The following is a 23,807-nucleotide window of genomic DNA, read 5'->3' on the forward strand; positions in this document are numbered from 1 at the left end:
AATCCCTAGTACTGGAGGTCTGAGCACAGTGGCTGATCGTTTGGTGGTGCGCGGTGCCCGCGAGCACAACCTCAAGGGCGTGGATATCGATATCCCCCGCGATAAAATGGTTGTTTTTACCGGTCTATCCGGCTCCGGTAAATCTTCGCTGGCCTTTGACACCATCTTCGCTGAAGGTCAGCGACGCTACGTGGAATCCTTGAGTTCTTATGCCCGCATGTTCTTAGGGCAGATGGACAAGCCGAACGTGGAATTTATTGATGGCCTGTCACCCGCGGTGTCCATTGATCAAAAATCCACCAACCATAATCCACGTTCTACGGTGGGCACGATCACGGAGATCTACGACTATCTGCGCTTGCTATTTTCCCGTGCTGGTACCCCGCACTGCCCAAAATGCGATGCGGTGATTGAGCGCCAAACACCGCAGCAGATTGTGGATGCGGTGCTGGATCTGGAAGAAAAGCTGAAATTCCAGGTGCTTGCACCGGTAGTGCGCAAGCGCAAGGGCGAGTTTGTGGATCTTTTCCAAGACCTGTCGGCTCAGGGTTATTCCCGCGTGCGAGTAGATGGAGAGACCCATCAGCTCAGCGATCCTCCCAAGCTAAAGAAGCAGATCAAGCATAATATTGAGGTAGTGGTTGACCGTCTGCAGGTAAAGGCCTCGCAGAAGCAACGCTTAACGGATTCGGTGGAAACGGCCCTGCGCTTGGCGGATGGCCTAGTCACCATCGAGTTCGTGGATAGGGAAGAGCTCACCCACACGTACTCGGAGAAGGCCGCCTGCCCGAATGGCCATACGCTGACCATCGAAGAGTATGAGCCCCGTGCTTTTTCTTTCAATGCCCCGTTTGGTTCTTGCCCGGTGTGTGACGGTTTAGGTACCAAGCTGGAAGTCGATGTTGACCTGCTTATTCCGGATCCAGAAGCCCCGGCGGTTGATGCGATTCAGCCGTGGCACTCCTCTCCCAACTCCCGCTACTTTGTCAAGCTAGTGGAGGGACTGGGTAAGGCAATGGGGTTTGACCCTAAGACGCCAGTGAACGAATTGACCAAGGAGCAGCGCCACGCGCTCATCTATGGCACGGACGAGGAGGTGCAGGTTCGGTACAAGAACCGCTACGGGCGCCAGCGCAATTGGACCGCGCCGTTTGAGGGCGCGACCGGTTTCATTCACCGCAAGCTGGAAACGACCGATTCTCAGTCCCAAAAAGACCGCCTGCTGCAGTACACCCGCCGCGTGCCGTGCAGCACCTGTAAAGGCACGCGCTTGAAGCCGGAGATCTTGGCTGTCCGCTTGGCTTCTACTACTCATGGTGAGCAGTCCATTGCGGGACTGTGTGCGCTTTCGATTGAGGATGCCTCTAAATTCCTGGACTCTTTGGTGCTGGGACACCGCGAGGAAATCATTGCCGGTGCGGTACTCAAGGAAACCCAGGCTCGGTTGCGCTTCCTTCTGGACGTTGGTCTGAATTACCTGACGCTGGATCGCGGCGCATCCACGCTTTCGGGCGGCGAGGCACAACGCATCCGTTTGGCCACGCAGATTGGTTCCGGTTTGGCCGGTGTACTTTATGTGCTCGATGAACCTTCTATTGGCTTGCACCAACGCGATAACCACCGGCTTATTAAGACGTTGCAGCGTTTGCGCAATATTGGCAATACCCTCATTGTGGTCGAGCATGATGAAGACACCATTCGGGAGTCCGATTGGCTCGTAGATGTGGGCCCGCGTGCCGGTGAATATGGTGGCGAGGTGGTCTACCAAGGCGAACCGGCGGGAATTGAAAAGGTAGAGCAGTCCCTGACTGGCCAGTATCTATCTGGCAGGAAGGTGCTCGCAGTCCCGGATCACCGCCGTGAGATCGACAAGGACCGCACCTTGAAAGTCGTGGGTGCGCGCGAGAATAACCTCAAGGGCATAAACGTCGAAATCCCGCTGGGAGTGCTGGCGTGCATTACCGGCGTTTCCGGCTCGGGTAAATCCACCGTGGTCAATGAGATTTTGGCCAAGACTTTGGCCAATAAGCTCAATCGTGCCCGCCAGGTCCCCGGCCGTGCCCAGCGCGTCGAGGGCGTGGAGCACCTAGATAAGCTGGTCCAGGTAGACCAGAGCCCGATTGGCCGTACCCCGCGTTCCAACCCAGCAACCTACACGGGCGTCTTTGACAAGATCCGAAACCTTTTTGCCGAAACCCAGGAGGCCAAGGTCCGCGGCTACAAGGCCGGCCGCTTCTCCTTCAACGTCAAGGGTGGGCGCTGCGAGGCATGCCAAGGCGATGGCACCATCAAGATCGAGATGAACTTCCTGCCGGACGTGTATGTTCCGTGTGAGGTGTGTGAGGGCGCTCGCTATAACCGCGAGACCTTGGAGGTGCACTACAAGGGCAAGAACATCGCCGAGGTACTCGACATGCCAATTTCTGAGGCAGCGGACTTCTTCGAGCCCATCAACTCGATTCACCGCTACCTTGCCACGCTTGTCGACGTCGGCTTGGGCTACGTTCGCCTCGGCCAAGCCGCTACTACGCTTTCGGGCGGTGAGGCGCAACGCGTTAAGCTCGCCTCGGAGCTGCAAAAGCGCACCAACGGTAGGACCATCTACATCTTGGACGAGCCGACCACTGGTCTGCACTTTGAGGACATTCGCAAGTTGATGTTGGTTATCCAAGGCCTCGTCGACAAGGGCAATTCGGTGCTTGTCATTGAGCACAACCTCGATGTCATCAAGGCTGCGGACTGGATCGTGGATATGGGGCCGGAAGGCGGCGCCGGCGGTGGCACCGTAGTCGCCCAGGGCACCCCGGAAGATGTTGCACAGGTGGAAGGCTCCTATACCGGAAGGTACCTAAAGGAAATGTTGAAGTAGGGACACAATGAATAGCTACCGCCTCGGCGTCAGCCTGCTGGCAGCGCTCACTCTGTTTACGGTGAGCGCCTGCTCTAGCGATCCTGAGACCGAGAAGGCCTCAGCGCCCGCGACGGCCTCTCCGGCACCCAACCCGGACTCAGTGCGCACACAGCTTGACCGTGCAGTGGACAAGACCGCAAGGAAGTACCACGCCAAGGTTGGGGTCGCTATTTCAGCCGGCGATGACACCATTGCTGTGGGCGATAAGGGCAAGGGCCCTGTCTGGTCCACCATTAAGGTGCCAATCGCCATCGCGGCGCTGAAAGACGGGGCGGATAAAAGCCTGGTTGACTTGGCAATCAAGGAATCCGATAACGATGCTGCCTACTCCTTGTGGTCCCAGGTGCAATGGCACGAAGGCTCCGCCGATAAGGCCGTAGAGGAATTGCTCGAAGACTATGGATCGCACGCGGATATCCATAACACCGCCTTCGGCTACTCCACGTGGTCATTGAAAGACCAGGCAGTCTTCGGTGCTGAATTGCCTTGCATCGAGGAGGCGGACTACGTCCACAAGGTACTCAAAGACATTGTGTCCTGGCAGAAAATTGGCCTGTCGAAAGAGGAGCGAACCCGCGCCAAAAGTGGCTGGGGCTTGGACGAGGACGAAAATGAGTACACCTACCGCCAATTTGGTGTTCATGAGGTTACCGGAAAGCGCGTCGGTGTCGCGTTATCTGTGATTACCGATGGCGAGGATTATGCCAAAGCTGAGCCAGCGGTAAAGTACCTCGCCCATGAAATGGTGGGCATCGTTGATAGAGGGGTAAAGAAGGGCATTATTAAACCAGCTGCCCATTGCAAGGACAGCTAAGCGAGTTGCGATTTGGTGGAAAGGGTAGAAGCTGCTATCCTCAAAGCCACTACCGCCCATGACGCCTTTTCAAGGTTCGTGGGTCACAAGCGGAGTATCTCCCACCCGATGCCGCGAACACCGTTCGTAGGATAAAGGTAAAGGTAACCAAGCAAACGTGCTTGGCACTGTGAGAACTCCCGGCTGTCTTTGGCAGACCGGGTTTGATTCGTTTGTGGTCCCGGTAGGTGAACTACTTACTCATACACCCCCTAATCGAGGAGAACCACAATCAGCGCTGAAGCTCGCATCAATGAGCGTATCCGAGTACCCGAGGTCCGTTTAGTAGGCCCCGGTGGTGAACAGGTGGGCATCGTCCGTACTGATGATGCTCGCAAGCTTGCATACGAGGCTGACCTTGACTTGGTTGAGGTCGCCCCGAAGGCAAAGCCCCCAGTGGCCAAGATCATGGACTACGGCAAGTTCAAGTACGAGCAGGCTCAGAAGGCTCGCGAAGCCCGTAAGAACCAGCAGCAGACCGTGGTTAAGGAACAGAAGTTCCGCCCGAAGATCGATGATCACGATTATGAGACCAAGAAGGGTAACGTAGTTCGCTTCCTCGAGAAGGGATCCAAGGTCAAGGTGACCATTATGTTCCGTGGCCGTGAGCAATCGCGTCCGGAGCTGGGTTTCCGCCTCTTGGAGCGTTTGGCCGATGACGTCGCTGAAGTTGGCGTTGTTGAGTCCCGCCCCAAGCAGGATGGTCGCAATATGACCATGGTTTTGGGTCCGGTTCGCAAGGGCAAGAAGTAGACCAGATTCCACGTAGGATTTAAGGACTTAATACTCATGAAGCAGAAGACCCACAAGGGCACCGCAAAGCGTATCAAGGTGACCGGTTCCGGCAAGCTGCGCCGTGAGCAGGCTGGCCGCCGCCACCTGCTGGAGGGCAAGCCGTCCAAGCGTACCCGTCGTCTGAAGGGCACCGAGGCAGTCGCACAGCCTGACACCAAGCGCGTCAAGCGCCTGCTCGGCCGCGCATAATAGCGCCGAATCAACCCACATCCGCCATCACAATTCGAATTAAGGAAGTATCACTGTGGCACGAGTAAAGCGCTCAGTTAACGCAAAGAAGAAGCGTCGCGCGATTCTGAAGTCCGCTAAGGGCTACCGCGGCCAGCGCTCCCGCCTGTACCGTAAGGCGAAGGAGCAGTGGCTGCACTCCATGACTTACGCTTACCGCGATCGTCGCGCTCGTAAGTCTGAGTTCCGTAAGCTGTGGATCCAGCGCATCAACGCTGCTGCCCGCATGAATGACATCACCTACAACCGTCTCATCCACGGCCTGCGCCTGGCTGAGATCGAGGTTGACCGCAAGATCCTGGCTGAGCTTGCTGTCAATGACTTCGAGGCATTCTCCGCACTGTGCGAGGCTGCCAAGGCTGCCCTGCCTGAGGACGTTAACGCTCCTAAGGCTGCCTAGTTACTAGGAATACAACGCCCGTTTCTCCGGCTTATGTGCCAGGCGAAGCGGGCCTTGTTGGTTTTACGCTCTATCTGTCTAGTGAGCTCGGCCTCGCATGCTACATTGGGTCGGGACCCCGAGTAACCCCGAGACCGAGGAGCAGATTTCCCTGTGACAAACCCAAATGGTGGCTACCAACCAGAAAACGGCGAGTATTCTGGCCACTCCTATGACAACAACCAGGGCCAGCAGTACAACCCCTATAGCCAGCAGGCCGGTTACCAGCCGCAGTACAACCAAGGCTATGCACCACAACCGAATATGGGTTCCTATCCGGTGCAGCAGCAGTATGTGGCGCAGGGACCGCAAAAGTCTTGGATCGCGACTTTGCTTCTGTGCTTTTTCTTGGGCTCCTTCGGCGCGCATAACTTTTATACCGGCCGCACGAGCTTTGGCGTAGCGCAGCTGGTGCTTAATATCTTGGGCTGGGCTACTTTCTGGTTTTTGCTCGGATTCGCGTTTTGGGCCATCGTCGGAATCTGGGTCTTTATTGAGTTCATTATGATCATTGCCGGCGCCGGTGATTACGATAAGGACGCCCGCGGCGTGCCACTAGCTAAGTAGCACCCAACATTGTGATCCTGTTGCCAAATCGGCAGCAGGACTTTTATTTTGCCTACGCAGCAGGGGCTGAGCCTGGGGCTAGGCAACTAGTAGGTAGGGTAGGAGCCATGAATTTGGATTTTGACTCTGCCTTTACTGAACGTACTCCGCGCATTGTTAACGCAGCCAAGCTGCACCGTGCGGCTAACCGGAAGAAGGCGAAGCAATTCCTGATTGAAGGAGAAAACGCCGTAGATGCCGCGGTGTCTACAGGCGCGGCTGTTGATGTTTTCGTCACTGAAAAGGCGGCAGAACGCTTCGGTGACATTATTACCGCCTGTGGTTACATGGGGGTGTACGTACATCCCATTACCGATAAAGCGGCTAAGCATTTATCTGATACCGCCACCACCACGGGGCTTTTCGCGCTATGCAAGCCAGTGCTGTGGTCCGCGGGCAAAATCCTTAACGGCAAGCCAAGTTTGGTCTCTGTTCCCGTGCTCACTTCGGAGCCGGGCAATGCGGGCACGTTGATTAGGACTTCTGACGCCATGGGCGCAGATGGAGTAATTTTTGCGGGCGAGACGGTCGATCCCCTCAGCTGCAAGGTAGCGCGCGCTTCGGCCGGTTCGCTATTTCATGTCCCGGTAGCGCGGGATCCCAATATCAAAGACGTTTTGGGGCAGCTGCGTAAATCGGGCATGCAGATTGTGGCGACGGCCGCTGATGGGGAAGTAGACCTCGCAGAGGCAGATCTATCTCAGCCAACGGCGTGGCTTTTTGGCAACGAGGCCCACGGGTTGGGCGAGCTACTGGAAGAAGCCGATATGCGGGTGCGTATTCCGCTACGTGGGCGCGCAGAGTCACTCAACCTAGCGACCGCGGCGAGTATCTGTCTTTATGAGTCAGCAAAAGCCCAAGAGCACAGCTAAGCAGATCCCCGAATGAAAAGGGGGTCCCTGGGGCGGTCGGACTAGCCGGGACAGAGTAAGATTGCACGCGTTAGTTTTCGCGCGAGAAGAAGGTACGAAGTACGTGTCCGATACACCGCAGATCGAATTGACCGAAGAGGCTCTTGGGGCCGCGGCCGAAAAGGCTATCGCAGCCTTCGACGCAGCCGAAACGCTCGATGAGTTGGCTGCAGCCCGCCGCGAGCACCTAGGAGATGGCGGCTATATTCCGCAGGCTCGCCAGTCATTGGGGCAGCTGCCCAAGGACCAGCGCAAGAGCGCTGGCAAGGCTGTCAACATGGCCCGCGGCAAGATGGAAAAGCGCTTTGCCCAGGTTAAGGACGTCTTGGAGCAGAAGGCCCGCGAGGAGCAGTTGCGAGCAGAGACCGTAGATGTCACGATTCCTACCACTCGCACCCAGACTGGTGCGCTTCACCCGATTACCGCACTGTCGGAACGCATTGCGGATATTTTCGTCGGCATGGGCTGGGAAATCGCGGATGGCCCCGAGGTTGAGGCGGAGTACTTTAACTTCGACGCTTTGAACTTTAAGCCGGATCACCCAGCGCGTACCCTGCAGGATACGTTCCACGTTTCCGGCGAGGGTTCTAAGCAGGTGCTACGCACGCACACCTCTCCGGTACAGGTACGCACGATGCTGGAGCGCGATGTGCCGCTGTATATCGCTTGCCCAGGTCGCGTATTCCGCACCGATGAGCTAGATGCCACCCACACCCCGGTTTTCCACCAGGTAGAAGGTTTGGCCGTGGATAAGGGCCTGACCATGGCTCACCTGCGCGGCACCCTCGAGCACTTGGCCAAGGTGTTGTTCGGTCCGGAGACTACGACGCGCATGCGCGTGAATTACTTCCCGTTCACCGAGCCCTCTGCCGAGGTTGATGTGTGGTTCCCGAATAAGAAGGGCGGCGCCGGTTGGATCGAGTGGGGCGGTTGCGGCATGGTGAATCCCAATGTGCTGCGCGCCGTTGGTGTTGACCCAGAGGAATACACGGGCTTTGCCTTTGGCATGGGCCTCGAGCGCACGCTGCAGTTCCGCAATGGCTTGACCGATATGCGCGACATGGTCGAAGGCGATGTCCGCTTCACCCTGCCGTTTGGCGTGCAGGCTTAAAACCCAGAAAGGATAGACACACTAATGCTTATTTCCCAAGACTGGGTCACCCGCATCCTGGGCGCTAAGAACTCTGGTTGGAACGTTTCCGCTGCTGATATGGACTCCGGATTCGTGCGCGTCGGCTTTGAAACCGAAGGTTATGCTGCCGTTCCGGAGAGCACCGGTCCGCTGGTCATCGGCCAGGTGGTAGAGATCGAGGAACTTACTCAGTTCAAAAAGCCCATCCGCTACTGCCAGGTGAATGTTGGCCAGGCTAATGGGACCGGCGAGCTGCAGGGCATCATTTGCGGTGCTCGTAATTTCCGTTTGAATGACTATGTCGTTGTGGCGCTTCCGGGCTCGGAACTGCCAGGTGGCTTTAAAATTGCGGCTCGCGAGACCTATGATCACATCTCCAATGGCATGCTGTGCTCCGGCGCTGAGCTCGGTTTGGGCGCGCAGGCCAACGGCATCATCGTCTTGGGCGATGACGTCGCCGATAAAGTAGGTGAGGATGCTCGCCCGATTATTGGGCTGCACGATACCGATTTTGATGTCAACATCACCCCGGATCGCGGCTACGCCCTATCCGCGCGTGGTTTGAGCCGTGAGATTGCCTCCGCTTTCGATCTAGAATTTGCCGATATTGCCGAGGATCCCTCGGTAGCTGGAATTGATACCTCTGCTGTTCCGGCGGCGCAGGGCTCGCTTATCGACGTCACCCTAGACCCCGCGACCAAGGCGCAGCGTTTCGGCCTCCGCAAAGTCAGCGGTATAGACCCGCAGGCGCGTACCCCGTTCTGGCTGGAGCGCGAGCTCATGCTCTGCGGCCAGCGCAGCGTGAACCTGCCTACGGACATTACTAACTATGTGATGTTGCTGTTGGGCACCCCGATGCATGCCTTTGACGCTAACGTGATCCAAGGAAACCTTGTTGTCCGTAACGCGGAGGAGGGTGAGAAGTTCGAGACTCTGGACCATGTAAAGCGTGAGCTTTCTGCAGAAGACGTGGTCATCTGCGATGACAATGGCATCCAGTCATTGGCCGGTGTCATGGGCGGTACTACCTCCGAAATCTCGGCGGAGACCACTGATGTTGTCTTCGAATCCGCTATCTGGGATCCGATCACCGTGGCGCGCACCTCCCGCCGCCATAAATTGTCGTCCGAGTCCTCCCGCCGCTTCGAGCGTGGCGTGGATCCAGCGGTCGTCGAGGTCGCTCTAGACACCGCATGTGCGCTCTTGCAGCAGCTGGCGGGCGGCACCATTGAGGAAGGCCGGACGCTTATCGGGGGCGTCGCCAAGCGTGAGCCTATTGCCCTGCGCACCGCAAAGGCTAGCGAGTATGCAGGAGTTGACTATTCCCGTGAGACCGTTATTTCCCGCCTTGAGGAAGTCGGCTGCACGGTTACCGATGAGGGGGAACTGCTGCAGGTAACGCCTGCCACGTGGCGCACCGATATCTCTATGGATGTTGACCTCATTGAGGAGGTCCTACGTCTGGAGGGCTTGGAGGACATTCCCACCGTCTTGCCTACTCCGGCCGGCGGCCGCGGTCTGACCCCAGCGCAGAAGCGTCGCCGCGCTATTGGTCACGGCCTGGCCTATGCCGGTTATGCAGAGGTATTGCCGGCCCCGTTCGTGGCGAACGACACCTTTGATGTGTGGGGCTTGGACAAGGATGATGCTCGCCGCCGCACCGTAGAGGTGCAGAATCCGCTTGAGGCAGATAAGGCCATCTTGTCCACAACTCTGCTTCCGAACATGCTGGAGGCTATCGGCCGCAATGTTGCGCGTGGCCGCAGCGACCTCGCCCTGTATGGTCTGCAGCAAGTGGCATTCAAGCGCGCCGCGGCGTCGCCCATGCCTTCTGTCGAGCAGCGACCTTCTGAGCAGGTTGTTTCCGAACTTCTTGATACCCTTCCTGAGCAGCCGCTGCACGTTGCAACGGTGGCCACCGGCAATATTGAGCATGAGGGACCGTGGGGCGAGGGTCGCGCATATAGCTACGCCGACGCTATCGAATCCGCCCGCCAGGTCGCTCGCGCCGCCGGCGTGGATATCGAGCTGGAGGCAGCGCACGTTCTTCCCTGGCACCCAGGTCGTTGTGCTGCCGTGAAGGTGGCTGGCACTGATGTGGTTCTGGGCCATGCCGGTGAGCTTCACCCGCAGGTTCTGGAAGCTCTGAACCTGCCAGCGCGTACTTGCGCTATGGAGCTGGACGTTACCGCTATGCCATTGGAAGAGAAGTTCCCTGCGCCGGTACTGTCTTCCTTCCCAGCATTGCACCAGGACATCGCGCTCGTGGTGGATGAAGACGTCCCGGCAGAGCGCGTGCGCGCCACCGTGGAAGAGGGGGCGGGCGAACTCATCGAGACCGTGGAGCTCTTCGACATTTTCCGCGGTGAGCAGTTGGGTGAGGGCAAGAAGTCCTTGGCCTTCCAGCTTCTGTTCCGGGCAGCGGATCGCACGTTGACCGATGAGGAAGTCAATGAGCACCGCACGGCGGCAGCGGAGCTGGCTAAGCAGCGCTTGGGCGCAGAGATGCGCGCATAGCTTTCCCCAAAAAGGGGCGGTGAGATATAGCTCACCGCCCCTTTTTCATACATTTTTCGCTCCTAGCGAAGCTTTAACCAGGTATTTTTCCCAATTTGTATGAATAACATACGGGCGAGTGTATTTATTGCTATAGTCACCCCTATGACGATTTCAGTAGCAATAGCAGGCGCCACCGGATACGCAGGAAGCGAGATCCTTCGCCTGCTGCTATCTCATCCGGCCTATCTTTGCGGCCGCCTGCGCATTGGCGCACTCACGGCACATTCCACCGCCGGGAAGACGGTAGCTGAGCTCATGCCGCACCTGCCTCAGTTGGCGGACAGAGTCATTGAGGAGACGGCCGTTGAAAAGCTCCGTGGGCACGACATTGTTTTCCTGGGCCTACCGCATGGGCACTCTGCTCACATCGCCCAGCAACTGGGCCAGCAGACCACCGTGATCGATTGTGCAGCCGATTTTCGCCTTCGTAGTAAGTCTGACTGGGATGCCTTCTACGGCGGCCACTATGCCGGAAGCTGGCCCTATGGAATTCCGGAGGTGCCCGGCAATCGGGAAGCGCTGCGGCGTGCTCACCGAATAGCAATACCGGGATGTTTCCCTACAGCGGTCACCCTTGGGGCTCTGCCGGCCGTGGCGCACGAGCTCGTGGAGCCGACCCTTTCGGTCATCGCTATTACCGGCGTCTCTGGGGCCGGGAAGAAAGCTTCTGTAGCGCACCTTGGCGCGGAGACCATGGGAAACCTCAAAGCATATAAACCTGGCGGGACGCACCGACACACCCCAGAGATCCTGCAGAACCTGCAGCCTTTTGCCAAGCAGAAGCTCTCCGTCAGCTTTACACCGGTTCTTGCGCCCTTACCCCGTGGGATTTTGGCGACGACTACGGCGGGGCTTAGAAGGGGCGTCGGCAAGCGTGACGTGGAGACAGCATTCCGCGACTTTTATACCCAAGAGACCTTTTGCCACGTCCTTCCAGCCGGGCAGCAACCCGAAACCCAGAACGTCGTGGGAACCAACATGGTCCATATCCAAGCTCACGTGGACGAATGCGCCCGACAGCTCGTTGTCACTTCAGCGCTAGACAACCTGTGCAAGGGAACAGCTGGCGCAGCGTTGCAATGCATGAACCTGGCACTTGGCTGGGATGAAACCTCGGGCCTGCCGCAAGCGGCCGTGGCCCCATAACACTAGGAGAATACAATGAGTACAGCTGGGATTACCGGCCCCGCCGGCTTTAGCGTCGGCGCAACTACAGCGGGGATTAAGCCCTCCGGCACACCCGATATGGCCTTGGTGGTAAATAATGGTCCGTGCTTCGATGCGGCGGCGGTTTTTACCCGCAACCGCGTGGTGGCCTCGCCGGTGAAAATATCCCGCAAGGCGCTAAGCGATGGTCAGCTTGCTGCGGTCATCTTCAATTCTGGCAACGCCAATGCGTGCAATGGTGCGCAGGGGGACAAGGATGCCTCTGCGCTGGTAGCTGAGGTTGCTCACTCCTTGCATCTTCCCGAGGGAGACATTGCCGCCTGTTCGACGGGGATTATCGGTGAGCCCATGCCAATGCGCAAGGTGCTGGCTGGTGCGGCCGACGTAGTGAAGGGCCTTGGCACGAGTGCGGAACACGCCCACGCGGCAGCCGCGGCCATTATGACCACCGATACCGTGACCAAAGAAGCCACCTATGCTGCGGACGGCTGGTCAGTGGGGGCCATGGGCAAGGGAGTAGGCATGATGGCTCCTTCTCTCGCAACAATGTTGGTATGCCTTACTACCGATGCCGCCGCGAGTGCTTCCGCACTCCACAGCGCCCTAGACAAGGCCGTAGCCAAGACTTTTAACACCCTCGACGTGGATGGGTCTACCTCCACCAATGACACGGTAATCCTCATGGCCTCTGGGGCATCGGGTATTGCACCCAGCCAAGAAAAGCTGGATGCGGCGGTGCTCGCGGTGTGTGCGGACATTGCGGACCAATTGCAAGCGGATGCGGAAGGTGTGACTAAGCGCGTCAAAATCACGGTAGAGGGCACGGCCACGGATAACCAGGCCCTCAATGCCGCGCGCACCTTGGGCCGCGACAACCTGTTTAAGTGCGCCATGTTTGGTTCCGATCCTAATTGGGGACGTGTCCTCGCCGCTGTGGGAATGGCAGATGCAGAAATGGAGCCGGACAATATCTCCGTCTATTTCAATGACCAGCCGGTCTGTCGGGCATCAACGGGCACGCCGGGGGCGCGTGAGGTGGACCTTAGCGGCGCCGATATCGATGTTCGCGTAGACCTAGGCACGGGAGGCGCGGGGTCAGCATTCGTGCGCACGACGGATCTCTCCCATGCCTACGTGGAAATCAATTCGGCGTATAGCTCCTAGGGAGGAGATGAGAATGTTTAGCGGACTTAGTGACCACGAGCGCGCCACTGTCTTGGCGGATGCCCTCCCATGGCTCCAGCACTATCGGGACACCATAGTGGTGGTGAAATATGGCGGAAATGCCATGGTGGATGAGGAGCTCAAGGCGGCCTTTGCGGCGGATATGGTCTTTTTGCGCACCGTCGGTGTCCATCCCGTGGTGGTCCACGGTGGCGGGCCGCAGATCAACTCCATGCTGCAAAAGCTCGGCATTGAAGGGGAGTTTCGAGGCGGCTTCCGCGTGACCTCGCCGGAAGTCATGGACGTCGTGCGCATGGTGCTGTTTGGGCAGGTGGGCCGCGGATTAGTCAACCTCATCAATTCCCATGGTCCTTATGCAGTGGGGACCTCGGGAGAAGATGGAGGACTATTTCGGGCTACGAAACGGCTGGTGGAGATCGATGGCGAACCTACCGATATTGGCATGGTCGGCGACATCGTAGAGGTTAATCCTGCTGCCGTTATGGACATTGTCCAGGCCGGACGCATCCCTGTGGTCTCGACCATTGCACCGGGAGAAGATGGCGCGATTTATAACATCAACGCCGATAGTGCGGCGGGCGCTTTGGCCAGCGCGATTGGAGCAGAGCGATTAGTCATTTTGACCAATGTGGAAGGACTATACACGGACTGGCCGAACCGGGAGTCCTTGGTGTCAAAGATCGAGTGTGGCCGGCTATCCCGCTTATTGCCGTACTTGGACTCCGGCATGATTCCCAAAATGGAGTCCTGCCTTAAGGCGGTAAAAGCTGGGGTATCGGCCGCCCACGTTATTGATGGCCGGATTGGTCACTCGGTGCTTTTAGAACTTCTAACCCCAGGCGGCGTCGGAACCATGGTGCTGCCAGATGACTATGACAAACACGACTATCCCGAAGGGACCATCTTCAGGAAGGACGATGCGGCATGAAAAAGCCAGCAAGCTTGACCACGCGGTGGTCGAAGACGATTGTAGATACCTACGGCACGCCACCAATAGGCCTCGTCTCCGGCCAAGGAGCAACGCTGACCGATGAGGAGGGGAAGAGCTATATCGACCTTCTCGCTGGGATTGCTGTCAATTCTTTGGGCTATGGCAATGCGCAGGTGGCGCAGGCGGTTTCGCGCCAAGCCCGCACCTTGGTGCATACCTCGAACCTCTTTGCCACGCAGCCGGTGCTCGACGCCGGGGAGAAGTTGATTAGGCGAGTAGGAGATAGCGATGCCCGCGTCTTCTTCTGCAACTCTGGCGCCGAAGCGAACGAGGCCGCATTTAAGCTTGCCCGCTTGACTGGCAGGCGCCGAATCCTCGCGGCAGAGCACGGCTTCCATGGCCGCACCATGGGTGCGCTCGCCCTGACCGGCCAGCCCGATAAGCAGCGCGCCTTCCACCCACTACCGGGCGGGGTGGAGTTCTACCCGTTCGGGGACGCGGATTACCTGCGTCAGTTGGTAGAGCAAGATCCCACCGATACCGCGGCGATCATCCTTGAGCCAATTCAGGGAGAGACCGGCGTCATTCCGGCCCCTGCGGGATTCATGCAGAAGGTAAGCGAGCTGTGCGATGAATACGGCATCTTGCTCATCGTGGATGAAGTGCAGACGGGTGCGGGCCGTACCGGCACCTTTTTCGCCCACGAGGTAGAAGGCATACAACCGGACGTCATCACCATGGCGAAGGGCTTAGGTGCCGGAGTACCCATCGGCGCGACCATTACCCGCGGTCGCGCGAGGGATTTGTTTAAACCTGGCTCTCATGGCACCACCTTTGGCGGAAACCCCGTGGCCTGCGCTGCGGCGAACGTAGTACTTGACACGGTGGATGCGGATTTTCTTGCGGAAGTTACCCATAAGGGTGCCTATCTGCGGCAAGAGATGGAAAAATTACCGCTTGTAGAACGCGTACGCGGCCGCGGCCTGATGCTCGGCATTGTTTTAGCAAAACCGGTGGCTAAGCAGGCCGTGCGCGACGGGCTTGCACAGGGGCTCATCCTCAACGCACCCAGTGAGAATGTACTCCGCCTCACCCCGCCCTTGGTTATTTCCCACGATGAACTAGACACAGCACTGACAACACTTCGGACGATAGTGGAGGAACTGGCATGAGCCTGCGACACTTTCTGGCTGACGACGATCTCAGCCCACAAGAACAAACAACCGTTTTGGACCTAGCTGAAAGGCTCAAGAAGGATCCCTTTGCGGAGCGCCCACTAGAGGGGCCTAAGACCGTGGCCGTGCTTTTTGATAAAACGTCTACGCGGACCCGCTTTTCCTTTGAAACCGCAGTAGCGAATATGGGCGGCAAGGGCATTACCGTCGATACTTCTACCACTCAGATGGGCAAAGGGGAGTCCTACCAAGATACGGCCGCGGTGCTTTCGCGGTACGTGGAGGCAATCGTGTGGCGCACCTTTGGCCATGACAACCTCCTCCAGATGGCGGAGACTGCGACCGTTCCTCTGATCAATGCGCTTTCCGACGACCTGCATCCCTGCCAAATTTTGGCTGACCTGCTGACCTGTCGCGAGAATTTGGGTGACCTCAAAGGTAAAAAGGCCGTCTACCTGGGCGATGGCGATAATAATATGGCTAACTCCTACATGATTGGTTTCGCCACGGCCGGCATGGACGTCTCTATTATCGCGCCCGAAGGATTCCAGCCGCGCCAGGAATTCGTCGACCGCGCGCGCAAGCGGGGCAACATCACCATTACTGATGACGTGGATGAAGTTGAAGGTGCAGACGTAGTCATCACCGATACGTGGATCTCTATGGGGCAGGAAAATGATGGCCGCGATAGGCGTACGCCGTTCCTGCCATATCAGGTTGATTCGACCATAATGAGCAAAGCGCATAAGGATGCAATATTCTTACATTGTTTGCCGGCGTACCGTGGAAATGAGGTCACGGCTGAGGTAATTGATGGACCACAGTCGCGCGTTTTTGATGAAGCGGAGAACCGCCTGCATGCTCAGAAAGCGCTTCTTGTCTGGTTGCTCGAAATAAATAAGGAGATCAACTAAGTAATGAACACCCCGACCACCCGCAATGCTCGGCAGGCCAAGATCTTGGAGATTTTGGATCGCAATCGCGTCACCAGCCAGGTGCAACTATCCGAGCTTCTTCTCGCAGACGGCATCGACATCACCCAAGCCACTTTGTCCCGTGACTTGGATGAGCTGGGGGCGAAGAAGGTAAAGCGCGATGGTGGCCGTTCCTACTACGTGGTCGGCGGTGAGCTGGAGCAATTTGAAGACCAGGTGGGCGGCCCCCGTGAAAAGCTGCGCCGCATGCTCGATGAGCTGGTGGTATCCCATGATTCTTCCGGCAATATAGCTATGCTGCGCACCCCAGCCGGTGCGGCCCAGTACCTTGCCAGCTTTATTGACAGGGTGGGGCTGCACGATGTCATCGGTTGCATCGCCGGAGATGACACCATCTTCGTCTTGGCGCGCGAGGGCGTCTCGGGCGCAGATCTGGCAGTGACACTTACCACGCGGAATATTTAGACGGCGGTGGTGGCAATTCACACCACCATCGTATATTATGTACTTAGATGAATTGTTTCCAATAGAACAAGGAGCTTAACCATGTCCGCACGCGTAGTCTTGGCTTACTCTGGTGGCCTTGATACTTCCGTTGCCATCCCATACCTAGCAAAAATGACCGGTGGTGACGTTGTCGCCGTTTCCCTGGACTTGGGCCAGGGCGGCGAAGATATGGAATCGGTTCGCCAGCGTGCACTTGACTGCGGTGCCGTAGAATCCATCGTTATCGATGCCAAGGATGAGTTTGCAGAGGAATACTGCGTTCCCACCATCAAGGCAAACGGCATGTACATGAAGCAGTACCCGCTGGTATCGGCTATTTCCCGCCCCCTCATTACCAAGCACTTGGTGAAAGCGGCGCAGGAATTCGGCGGCACCCACGTCTCCCACGGCTGCACCGGCAAGGGTAATGACCAGGTACGCTTCGAGGTTTCCTTCCGTGCGCAGGATCCTTCCCTCGAAATCATTGCCCCTGCACGCGATTATGCCTGGACCCGCGATAAGGCTATCGCCTTCGCGGAAGAGATCAACCTGCCGATTGAGCAGTCCGCTTCCTCGCCATTTTCCATCGATCAGAACCTGTGGGGCCGCGCGGTAGAGACCGGTTTCCTTGAGGATCTGTGGAACCCGCCAACGAAGGATCTCTATGCCTATACCGAGGACCCGAGCCTGGGTAATGCCCCGGATGAAATCATCATCTCCTTTGAGAAGGGCATCCCGGTGGCAGTTGATGGCCAGAAGATGTCCCCGCTGCAGATTATTGAAGAGGTCAACCGCCGCGCCGGTGCGCAGGGCATTGGCCGTCTGGATATGGTGGAGGACCGCTTGGTAGGCATTAAGTCCCGTGAGGTCTATGAGGCTCCGGGCGCCATGGTCCTCATCCAGGCTCACGAAGCGCTGGAGGATGTCACCGTGGAGCGCGAGTTGGCCCGCTACAAGCGCTTGATCGATGCCCGCTGGTCCGAAGAGGTCTATGACGGCCTCTGGCACTCGCCGCTGAAGCGTTCTCTGGATGCCTTCGTTGAGGAGTCCCAGGAAAACGTCACCGGCGATATCCGCCTGAGCATGCATGCCGGTACCGCCACGGTCACTGGGCGCCGTTCCGGTCAGTCGTTGTACTCCTTTGACCTGGCTACTTATGACACTGGCGATACCTTCGACCAGACCGCAGCTAAGGGCTTTGTGCAGCTGCACGGCCTGTCCACCCAGATCTCCAACCAGCGTGACCGCGACGGCGGTTTCCCCACCAGCGCGCAGAAGTAGGAGCACATGGAACCGCATAAGACTAATGAGGGTGCCCTATGGGGTGGCCGCTTCTCCGGCGGTCCATCTGAGGCGATGTTTGCCCTTTCTGTATCCACCCACTTTGACTGGGTGCTGGCACCATATGACGTACTAGCCTCCAAGGCGCATGCCAAGGTGCTGCACAAGGCTGGCTTGCTTTCCGACGTCGACTTGGACACCATGCTCTCCGGCCTCACCGAACTAGGGGAAAAGGTGGCCTCTGGTGAGTTCCGCCCAGCGCCCACGGATGAGGACGTCCATGGTGCGATGGAGCGCGGGCTCATCGAGATTGTAGGCCCAGAGGTAGGCGGTCGCCTGCGCGCCGGTCGTTCCCGTAATGACCAGGTCGCGACGCTGTTTCGCATGTGGGTACGTGATGCCATTCGCGATACCGCGGCCCAGGTAAGCGACTTGGTGGATGCCTTGGCCGATCAGGCAGCAGCACATCCGGACGCCATAATGCCGGGCAAAACTCACTCGCAGGCGGCACAGCCAGTTCTTTTGGCGCATGAGCTTTTGGGCCATGCGCAGCCACTTCTGCGCGATATTGAGCGTCTGCAGGACCTGGATAAGCGCTTGGCTGTATCGCCCTACGGTTCTGGCGCTCTAGCCGGTTCCTCCTTGCAGCTAGATCCGGAAGCCATTGCGGAGGAGCTCGGCTTTGATGCCGCCGCGGAGAACTCCTTGGATGGCACTGCGGCTCGTGACTTCGCCTCCGAGACGGCTTTCGTCTTGGCGCAGATTGCCGTCGACATGTCCCGACTTTCGGAGGAAATTATCTACTGGTGCACGCCGGAATATGGCTACGTCACCCTGGATGATGCATGGTCGACCGGCTCGTCCATCATGCCGCAAAAGAAGAATCCGGACGTTCCGGAGCTCACCCGCGGCAAAACTGGCCGCCTTATCGGTAACCTCACTGGCCTGTTGTCTACGCTCAAGGCACAGCCGCTGGCCTATAACCGCGACCTGCAGGAAGATAAGGAGCCCATCGTTGATTCGGTGGCGCAGCTTAACCTGCTGCTGCCGGCAATGACCGGGCTGGTGTCCACACTGACTTTCCACGAGGACCGCATGCGCGAACTTGCCCCGCGAGGGTTCACGCTGGCTACCGACTTGGCCGAATGGATGGTTCGCCAAGGCGTTCCTTTCCGCGAGGCGCACGAAGCGTCCGGCGCCTGCGTGCGCATCGCGGAGGAGCGGGGAGTTGACCTAGTGGAGCTCACCGATGAGGATTTGGCGGGCGTCGACAAGCGGCTGAAGCCTAGCGTCCGTGAAGTGCTCACTATCGACGGGGCAGTGGCCTCTCGTGCCACCAAGGGCGGCACCGCTGGTGCCCGCGTGGCGGAGCAGCGCGAGACTGTCCGCGAGCGTGCCGCGGCTGCTCGCACGTGGGCGCAGAAGCCGCTGCGCTAATTCTCGGTGCTGTTTAAAACCGCATGGTCACTGGCCATGCGGTTCTTTTATATCTCGCTGCGGGGGTGGGAGAGTGACCCCCATCCCCAACCTGTCAGCTGCGTTGTTGAACACAATGGGGGTAGTGGTGACATGGGTAACAATGTGGTGCGTTAGTATTCTTGCAGAGAATGTGACCTACCAGACTCAGTCACCGTAATGAAAGGATGATCTCTCCTATGACAGTAAATTCGCCCCCGCCCACAGCGGGGCCGCACGAAAACGAGAAAGCGGTCTACGCCTCAGAAGACCACGGTCTGCAAAAGGGAATGGGCAATCGCCAGCTGCAGATGATCGCCATCGGTTCTGCCATCGGTACCGGTCTTCTTCTGGGCACCGGAAGTCGTTTGCAAGACGCCGGACCGTTTCTCGCGGTGCTCTATCTCATTTGTGGCTTCTTCGGCTATATCATCCTGCGTTCTCTTGGCGAGCTCATCGTCTACCGCCCCAGCTCCGGTTCCTTCGTTTCCTATGCCCGCGAGTTTTACGGCGAGAAGACCGCCTTTGTTACCGGTTGGTTGTACTGGGGAAATTGGGCCATGACCCTGGTGGCGGATGGCACAGCCGTAGCTATCTACATCAAATGGTTTAGCCAATACACGTCGTGGCTCGATTCCGTTCCGCAGTGGGCACTTGCCCTCGTAGTTATCTGCGGCATCCTGGTATTCAATATGCTCTCGGTGAAGATCTTCGGCGAGCTGGAGTATTGGTTCTCGCTGATTAAGATTGTTGCATTGATCATCTTCATGCTGGTGGCCATCGGCGTCCTCATCTTCGGCCATCCGAGTGGCGATCCCACCGGCTTTAGTCTCATTTCTAATACCGGCGGCTGGTTGCCCAATGGCCTCATGCCTGCCGTCATTGTGGTCCAAGGTGTCGTCTTTGCCTACGCTGGCATTGAGCTCGTTGGAACCACCTCCGGTGAGACTAAAGATGTCGAAAAGCACATCCCGCGCGCGGTTAATAACGTGCTGCTGCGCATCCTGATTTTCTACTTCGGCTCCGTGCTGCTGCTCACGCTCGTGCTGCCGTACACCACTTATGTCGCTGACGTGTCGCCATTTGTGACCTTCTTTGAGTCCCTCGGCGTAGGTGTGGCGGCCCCGATTTTCCAGCTTGTCGTTATCACCGCTGCGATTTCCTCGCTCAACGCCGGCTTGTATTCCACCGGCCGCATTATGTACAACATGTCCACCTCCGGCTCCGGCCCGAAGTTTGGTGCTCGCATGTCCAAGTCTGGTGTTCCCTACGGCGGCATCGTCATGGCGGCCTTGGTGGGCTTGGCAGGCGTCTTCCTCAACTATGTGGTGCCGGAGATGGCGTTTGAAATCGTGCTCAACCTGGCAGCCTTGGGCACATTGGCGTCCTGGGCGGCAGTTGCGATCTCGCACCTCAAGTTTGTGCGCCTAGCCAAGAGCGGAAGCTACACCCGACCGGGATACCGCTCGCCGTTTGGCGAAGGCGGAGACTGGGCCGTACTCATCTTCATTGGCCTAGTCATTATCTTGATGGCCTTTGATTATCCAATCGGTACCTATGCGCTGGCATCCACTCTGCTCCTCGTTCCGGTCTTTATGGCAATGTGGTACGCATGGCGCGACCGCATCCGTACTATCGCGGAAGAGAGGAAGGCGAAGCACCTACCTACCTCCAGCTTCCCGGCCGCACCGCAAACAGACCTTCACCCGAAGAACTAAATCTAAGAAAGGACTTTTTATGAACCACGCTGTTAAGTTCGTAGACGTAGAAAATATGGCGCGCTGGATTCAGCGCGAGGGCGTTGAAAACATCATTACCGGAATGGTGGATTACCTCGAGGCTGACTACCGCGAGTGGGAGCGCTTTGACAAGATTCCGCGCGTTGCTTCCCACACCCCGTTCGGAGTCATTGAGCTTATGCCTACGTCCAACGGAAAGGAGTACTCCTTTAAGTACGTCAACGGTCACCCATCCAACCCGGCTCGCGGTTTCCAGACCGTTACTGCCTTTGGCGTGCTTGCCGACGTCGACAATGGTTACCCCACCTTCGAAGCCGAGATGACGCTGCTTACCGCACTGCGTACCGCCGCGACCTCCGCCATGGTGGCAAAGCACTTGGCACGCAAGGATTCCAAGCGCATGGCCATGGTCGGTGCCGGCTCCCAGTCCGAGTTCCAGGCGCTTGGCTTCCGCGGCGTTATGGGAATTGAGGATATTACCATCTATGACATCGACCCTGAGGCGGTAGAAAAGTTCAAGCGCAACTTGGAGCCACTGGGCTTTAATATCACTGCTTGTTCCAGCGTCGACGAGGCGGTTTTGGGTGCAGACATCATCACCACCTGTACCGCAGACAAGGCTCAGAACCAGATTCTGGCTGAGCGCCACGTCGCCCCAGGCGTCCACCTCAATGCCGTTGGCGGTGACTGCCCGGGCAAGACCGAGCTGGAGAGCTCCATCTTGGACAAGTCCAAGGTCTTTGTAGAGTTCCCAGAGCAGACCCGCATCGAAGGTGAAATTCAGCAGAAGCCGGAAGACTTCCCGGTTGTCGAGTTCTACCAGGTACTCACTGGTCAGGCCACTGGCCGCGATGACGACGAGCAGATTACCCTCTTCGACGATGTCGGATTCGCTATCAACGATTTCTCCGCGCTGCGTTACCTGCGCGATTCCGTCAAGGGCACCGACTTGGAGTCCGAGATCGACATCATCGCCAACCCGGATGACCCGAAGGATCTCTTCTCCCTGGTTGCTAACGTTCCGTCCCTGCTCTAAGTCGAAGGTGGGGTAGAGGGATCCAACTTCTTCCTCTACCCGCTAAGATAAGACGCATGAGTCTTGACCCGAAGTTGCTAGAGGTCCTTGTCTGTCCGCAAGACAAGGGCCCTTTGACATATCTGGAAGATAAACAGGTCCTCGTCAACGAGCGGCTGGGCATTGCCTATCCCATTGAGGATGACATCCCAGTCATGCTTGTAGACCACGCCCAGAAATGGCCAGCTTAACTTCGACTTTTAGAAAGACCCCCATGAATATCATCGATGAACTGCAATGGCGTGGACTGATCAACCAGTCCACCGATCTTGAATCCCTGCGCGAGGCATGCGAGAACCCCATCGCGCTGTACTGTGGGTTCGACCCCACGGGTGACTCCCTCCATGCAGGCCACTTGGTCCCACTCATCATGCTGCGCCGCTTCCAAAACGCGGGCCACCACCCAATTGCACTTGCGGGTGGCGCAACTGGCTTCATCGGCGATCCGCGCGACGTCGGCGAGCGTTCTATGCTGAGCGAGGAAGATCTGGCCCATAACCTCGAGGCTATCAAGGGCCAGCTGCGTCGGTTCATCGACTTCGACGGCGAGCAGGCTGCCACCATGGTCAATAATGCCGATTGGACCATGAACATGTCCGTCATCGACTTCTTGCGTGACGTGGGAAAGAACTTCTCCCTTAACACGATGCTGGATCGCGATACCGTCAAGCGGCGCCTCGAGGGCGACGGCATTTCTTATACCGAGTTCTCTTACATGCTCCTTCAGTCCAATGACTTCGTGCAGCTTCGCCGCGAGCGCGATTGCGTATTGCAGATCGGCGGCGGTGATCAGTGGGGCAACATCGTCTCTGGCGTTGACCTAAACCGTCGTATTGATGGCGCCAAGGTACATGGTCTTACGGTGCCGCTGGTCACCGACGCCTCCGGCCAGAAGTTCGGTAAGTCCACCGGCGGCGGAAAGCTATGGCTCGATCCGGAAAAGACGTCCGCATACTCCTGGTACCAGTACTTCCTCAATGCCGGTGACTCTGTGGTCATCGACTACTTGCGCTGGTTTACCTTCTTGACGCAGGAGGAAATTGCCGAATACGAGCGCGCGGTGGCAGAAGAGCCTTATAAGCGCGCGGCTCAGCGTCGCCTGGCTCAAGAGATGACCGATCTGGTTCACGGTAAAGAGGCAACTAAGGCTGTCGAGCTTGCCGCTCAGGCGCTATTCGGTAAGGCGGAACTTTCTGAGCTTGATGAGAAAACCCTAGCCGGCGCACTTTCTGAAACGACTGTCGCGGACATTGCCGCCGGCGAACCGCGCACCATTGTTGACCTTTTGGTGGCTAGCGGTTTGGCCGATTCCAAGGGCGCTGCTCGCCGCACCATCAAGGAAGGCGGCGCCTACGTCAATAACCAGCGCATCGAATCGGCAGAGTGGGAGCCGTCCGCGGAAGACCTTCTGCACGGCAGCTGGCTCGTTCTGCGCCGAGGCAAGAAGAATTTCGCTGGTGCCAAGTTGAGCTAAAGAGCAGTAGATGACGTCCCTTCCACGTGTTGGAAGGACGTCATTTTTTAATTTTTGCGCCCTACTCTGCAGGTTTGTGTTGTTTGGTTGTGGTGGGCTAGATTAATCCAAGTCGCCGCGAGGTAGCCGGTTGGTTACTTTGAAGCGAATTTTGTGCGGACTTGGTTCGATGATTTGACTTGGTTCATTTGGTTGGGTAAGTTTGTACGGGCCGCCAACGAGAGGTTAACGGAAAGTTAATTTTCTTAAGGTGTGCGGATGATGTTTGAGAACTCAATAGTGTGCCAATGTACTTTTTATTTTTGTGTGCATGGTTGTGTGTTGATTGGTTTGTCTGCCAGCAGGCTTAGTGGTTTGTTGGTTGGTGTGTGCCGGTTGGGTATGTGGAACATGTACCTTTTTGAATGCTGTTTGGTGTTTCGGCTGCATTGAGATGGATTGGTTGGCATGTGATTGTGTTCAACTTTTGT

21 protein-coding genes are annotated in these 23,807 nt (G+C 57.5%); all 21 read left to right on the forward strand.

Annotation, left to right across the window (positions count from 1 at the left end; all coding sequences use genetic code 11):
* Positions 1-28: 28 nt before the first annotated feature.
* The 21 genes from uvrA to tyrS all read left to right on the forward strand — a co-directional run bounded on the left by uvrA (position 29) and on the right by tyrS (position 23,337).
* The gene (uvrA, locus tag RAE04_RS04675; RefSeq protein WP_317026591.1) at positions 29-2,869 is read left to right on the forward strand and encodes an excinuclease ABC subunit UvrA; all 2,841 of its coding nucleotides are present in this window, start codon (positions 29-31) and stop codon (positions 2,867-2,869) included.
* Positions 2,870-2,876: 7 nt separating this feature from the next.
* Complete coding sequence (locus tag RAE04_RS04680; RefSeq protein WP_317026592.1) at positions 2,877-3,725, forward strand: hypothetical protein; 849 nt, start codon at positions 2,877-2,879, stop codon at positions 3,723-3,725.
* A 270-nt stretch (positions 3,726-3,995) separates the two neighbouring features.
* Complete coding sequence (gene infC / locus RAE04_RS04685; protein WP_080970442.1) at positions 3,996-4,517, forward strand: translation initiation factor IF-3; 522 nt, start codon at positions 3,996-3,998, stop codon at positions 4,515-4,517.
* A gap of 36 nt (positions 4,518-4,553) precedes the next feature.
* Positions 4,554-4,748, forward strand: a complete 195-nt coding sequence (gene rpmI / locus RAE04_RS04690) for a 50S ribosomal protein L35 (protein ID WP_005323265.1) — start codon at positions 4,554-4,556, stop codon at positions 4,746-4,748.
* 55 nt (positions 4,749-4,803) lie between these two features.
* Complete coding sequence (rplT, locus tag RAE04_RS04695; protein ID WP_005323264.1) at positions 4,804-5,187, forward strand: 50S ribosomal protein L20; 384 nt, start codon at positions 4,804-4,806, stop codon at positions 5,185-5,187.
* A gap of 153 nt (positions 5,188-5,340) precedes the next feature.
* The gene (locus RAE04_RS04700) at positions 5,341-5,793 is read left to right on the forward strand and encodes a TM2 domain-containing protein (protein WP_317026593.1); all 453 of its coding nucleotides are present in this window, start codon (positions 5,341-5,343) and stop codon (positions 5,791-5,793) included.
* A gap of 107 nt (positions 5,794-5,900) precedes the next feature.
* The gene (locus tag RAE04_RS04705) at positions 5,901-6,704 is read left to right on the forward strand and encodes a TrmH family RNA methyltransferase (RefSeq protein ID WP_005323262.1); all 804 of its coding nucleotides are present in this window, start codon (positions 5,901-5,903) and stop codon (positions 6,702-6,704) included.
* 103 nt (positions 6,705-6,807) lie between these two features.
* Positions 6,808-7,854, forward strand: coding sequence for a phenylalanine--tRNA ligase subunit alpha (gene pheS, locus RAE04_RS04710; protein WP_198492985.1), 1,047 nt, complete (start codon positions 6,808-6,810; stop codon positions 7,852-7,854).
* 24 nt (positions 7,855-7,878) lie between these two features.
* Positions 7,879-10,392, forward strand: a complete 2,514-nt coding sequence (pheT, locus tag RAE04_RS04715) for a phenylalanine--tRNA ligase subunit beta (protein ID WP_317026594.1) — start codon at positions 7,879-7,881, stop codon at positions 10,390-10,392.
* Between the two features lie 144 nt (positions 10,393-10,536).
* Positions 10,537-11,580, forward strand: coding sequence for an N-acetyl-gamma-glutamyl-phosphate reductase (gene argC, locus RAE04_RS04720; protein WP_317026595.1), 1,044 nt, complete (start codon positions 10,537-10,539; stop codon positions 11,578-11,580).
* 15 nt (positions 11,581-11,595) lie between these two features.
* On the forward strand, positions 11,596-12,765 hold the full coding sequence (gene argJ, locus RAE04_RS04725; RefSeq protein ID WP_317026596.1) for a bifunctional glutamate N-acetyltransferase/amino-acid acetyltransferase ArgJ: 1,170 nt from the start codon (positions 11,596-11,598) through the stop codon (positions 12,763-12,765).
* 13 nt (positions 12,766-12,778) lie between these two features.
* Complete coding sequence (argB, locus tag RAE04_RS04730; protein ID WP_317026597.1) at positions 12,779-13,714, forward strand: acetylglutamate kinase; 936 nt, start codon at positions 12,779-12,781, stop codon at positions 13,712-13,714.
* Positions 13,711-14,889 (forward strand): acetylornithine transaminase, encoded by a 1,179-nt coding sequence (locus tag RAE04_RS04735; RefSeq protein ID WP_317026598.1) that lies wholly within the window; start codon positions 13,711-13,713, stop codon positions 14,887-14,889. Before argB ends, RAE04_RS04735 begins: the two co-directional genes overlap by 4 nt.
* Positions 14,886-15,806, forward strand: coding sequence for an ornithine carbamoyltransferase (argF, locus tag RAE04_RS04740; RefSeq protein WP_317026599.1), 921 nt, complete (start codon positions 14,886-14,888; stop codon positions 15,804-15,806). Before RAE04_RS04735 ends, argF begins: the two co-directional genes overlap by 4 nt.
* Before the next feature lie 3 nt (positions 15,807-15,809).
* Positions 15,810-16,292: an arginine repressor gene (locus RAE04_RS04745; protein WP_179386459.1), complete on the forward strand. Its 483-nt coding sequence runs from the start codon at positions 15,810-15,812 to the stop codon at positions 16,290-16,292.
* 81 nt (positions 16,293-16,373) lie between these two features.
* Positions 16,374-17,594: an argininosuccinate synthase gene (locus RAE04_RS04750; RefSeq protein ID WP_317026600.1), complete on the forward strand. Its 1,221-nt coding sequence runs from the start codon at positions 16,374-16,376 to the stop codon at positions 17,592-17,594.
* A gap of 6 nt (positions 17,595-17,600) precedes the next feature.
* Positions 17,601-19,031 (forward strand): argininosuccinate lyase, encoded by a 1,431-nt coding sequence (gene argH / locus RAE04_RS04755; RefSeq protein ID WP_317026601.1) that lies wholly within the window; start codon positions 17,601-17,603, stop codon positions 19,029-19,031.
* Between the two features lie 218 nt (positions 19,032-19,249).
* Positions 19,250-20,767 carry an amino acid permease gene (locus RAE04_RS04760; protein WP_317026602.1) on the forward strand — a complete coding sequence of 506 codons (1,518 nt, stop codon included), beginning with the start codon at positions 19,250-19,252 and terminating at the stop codon, positions 20,765-20,767.
* A 19-nt stretch (positions 20,768-20,786) separates the two neighbouring features.
* Positions 20,787-21,824 (forward strand): ornithine cyclodeaminase, encoded by a 1,038-nt coding sequence (locus RAE04_RS04765; RefSeq protein WP_005323253.1) that lies wholly within the window; start codon positions 20,787-20,789, stop codon positions 21,822-21,824.
* Between the two features lie 56 nt (positions 21,825-21,880).
* Complete coding sequence (locus RAE04_RS04770) at positions 21,881-22,054, forward strand: Trm112 family protein (protein WP_005323252.1); 174 nt, start codon at positions 21,881-21,883, stop codon at positions 22,052-22,054.
* Positions 22,055-22,077: 23 nt separating this feature from the next.
* Positions 22,078-23,337, forward strand: a complete 1,260-nt coding sequence (gene tyrS / locus RAE04_RS04775; RefSeq protein ID WP_317026603.1) for a tyrosine--tRNA ligase — start codon at positions 22,078-22,080, stop codon at positions 23,335-23,337.
* Positions 23,338-23,807 lie beyond the last annotated feature (470 nt).

Source organism: Corynebacterium sp. CTNIH16 (assembly GCF_032821655.1).
In the GTDB taxonomy this organism is placed as follows: domain Bacteria; phylum Actinomycetota; class Actinomycetes; order Mycobacteriales; family Mycobacteriaceae; genus Corynebacterium; species Corynebacterium marquesiae.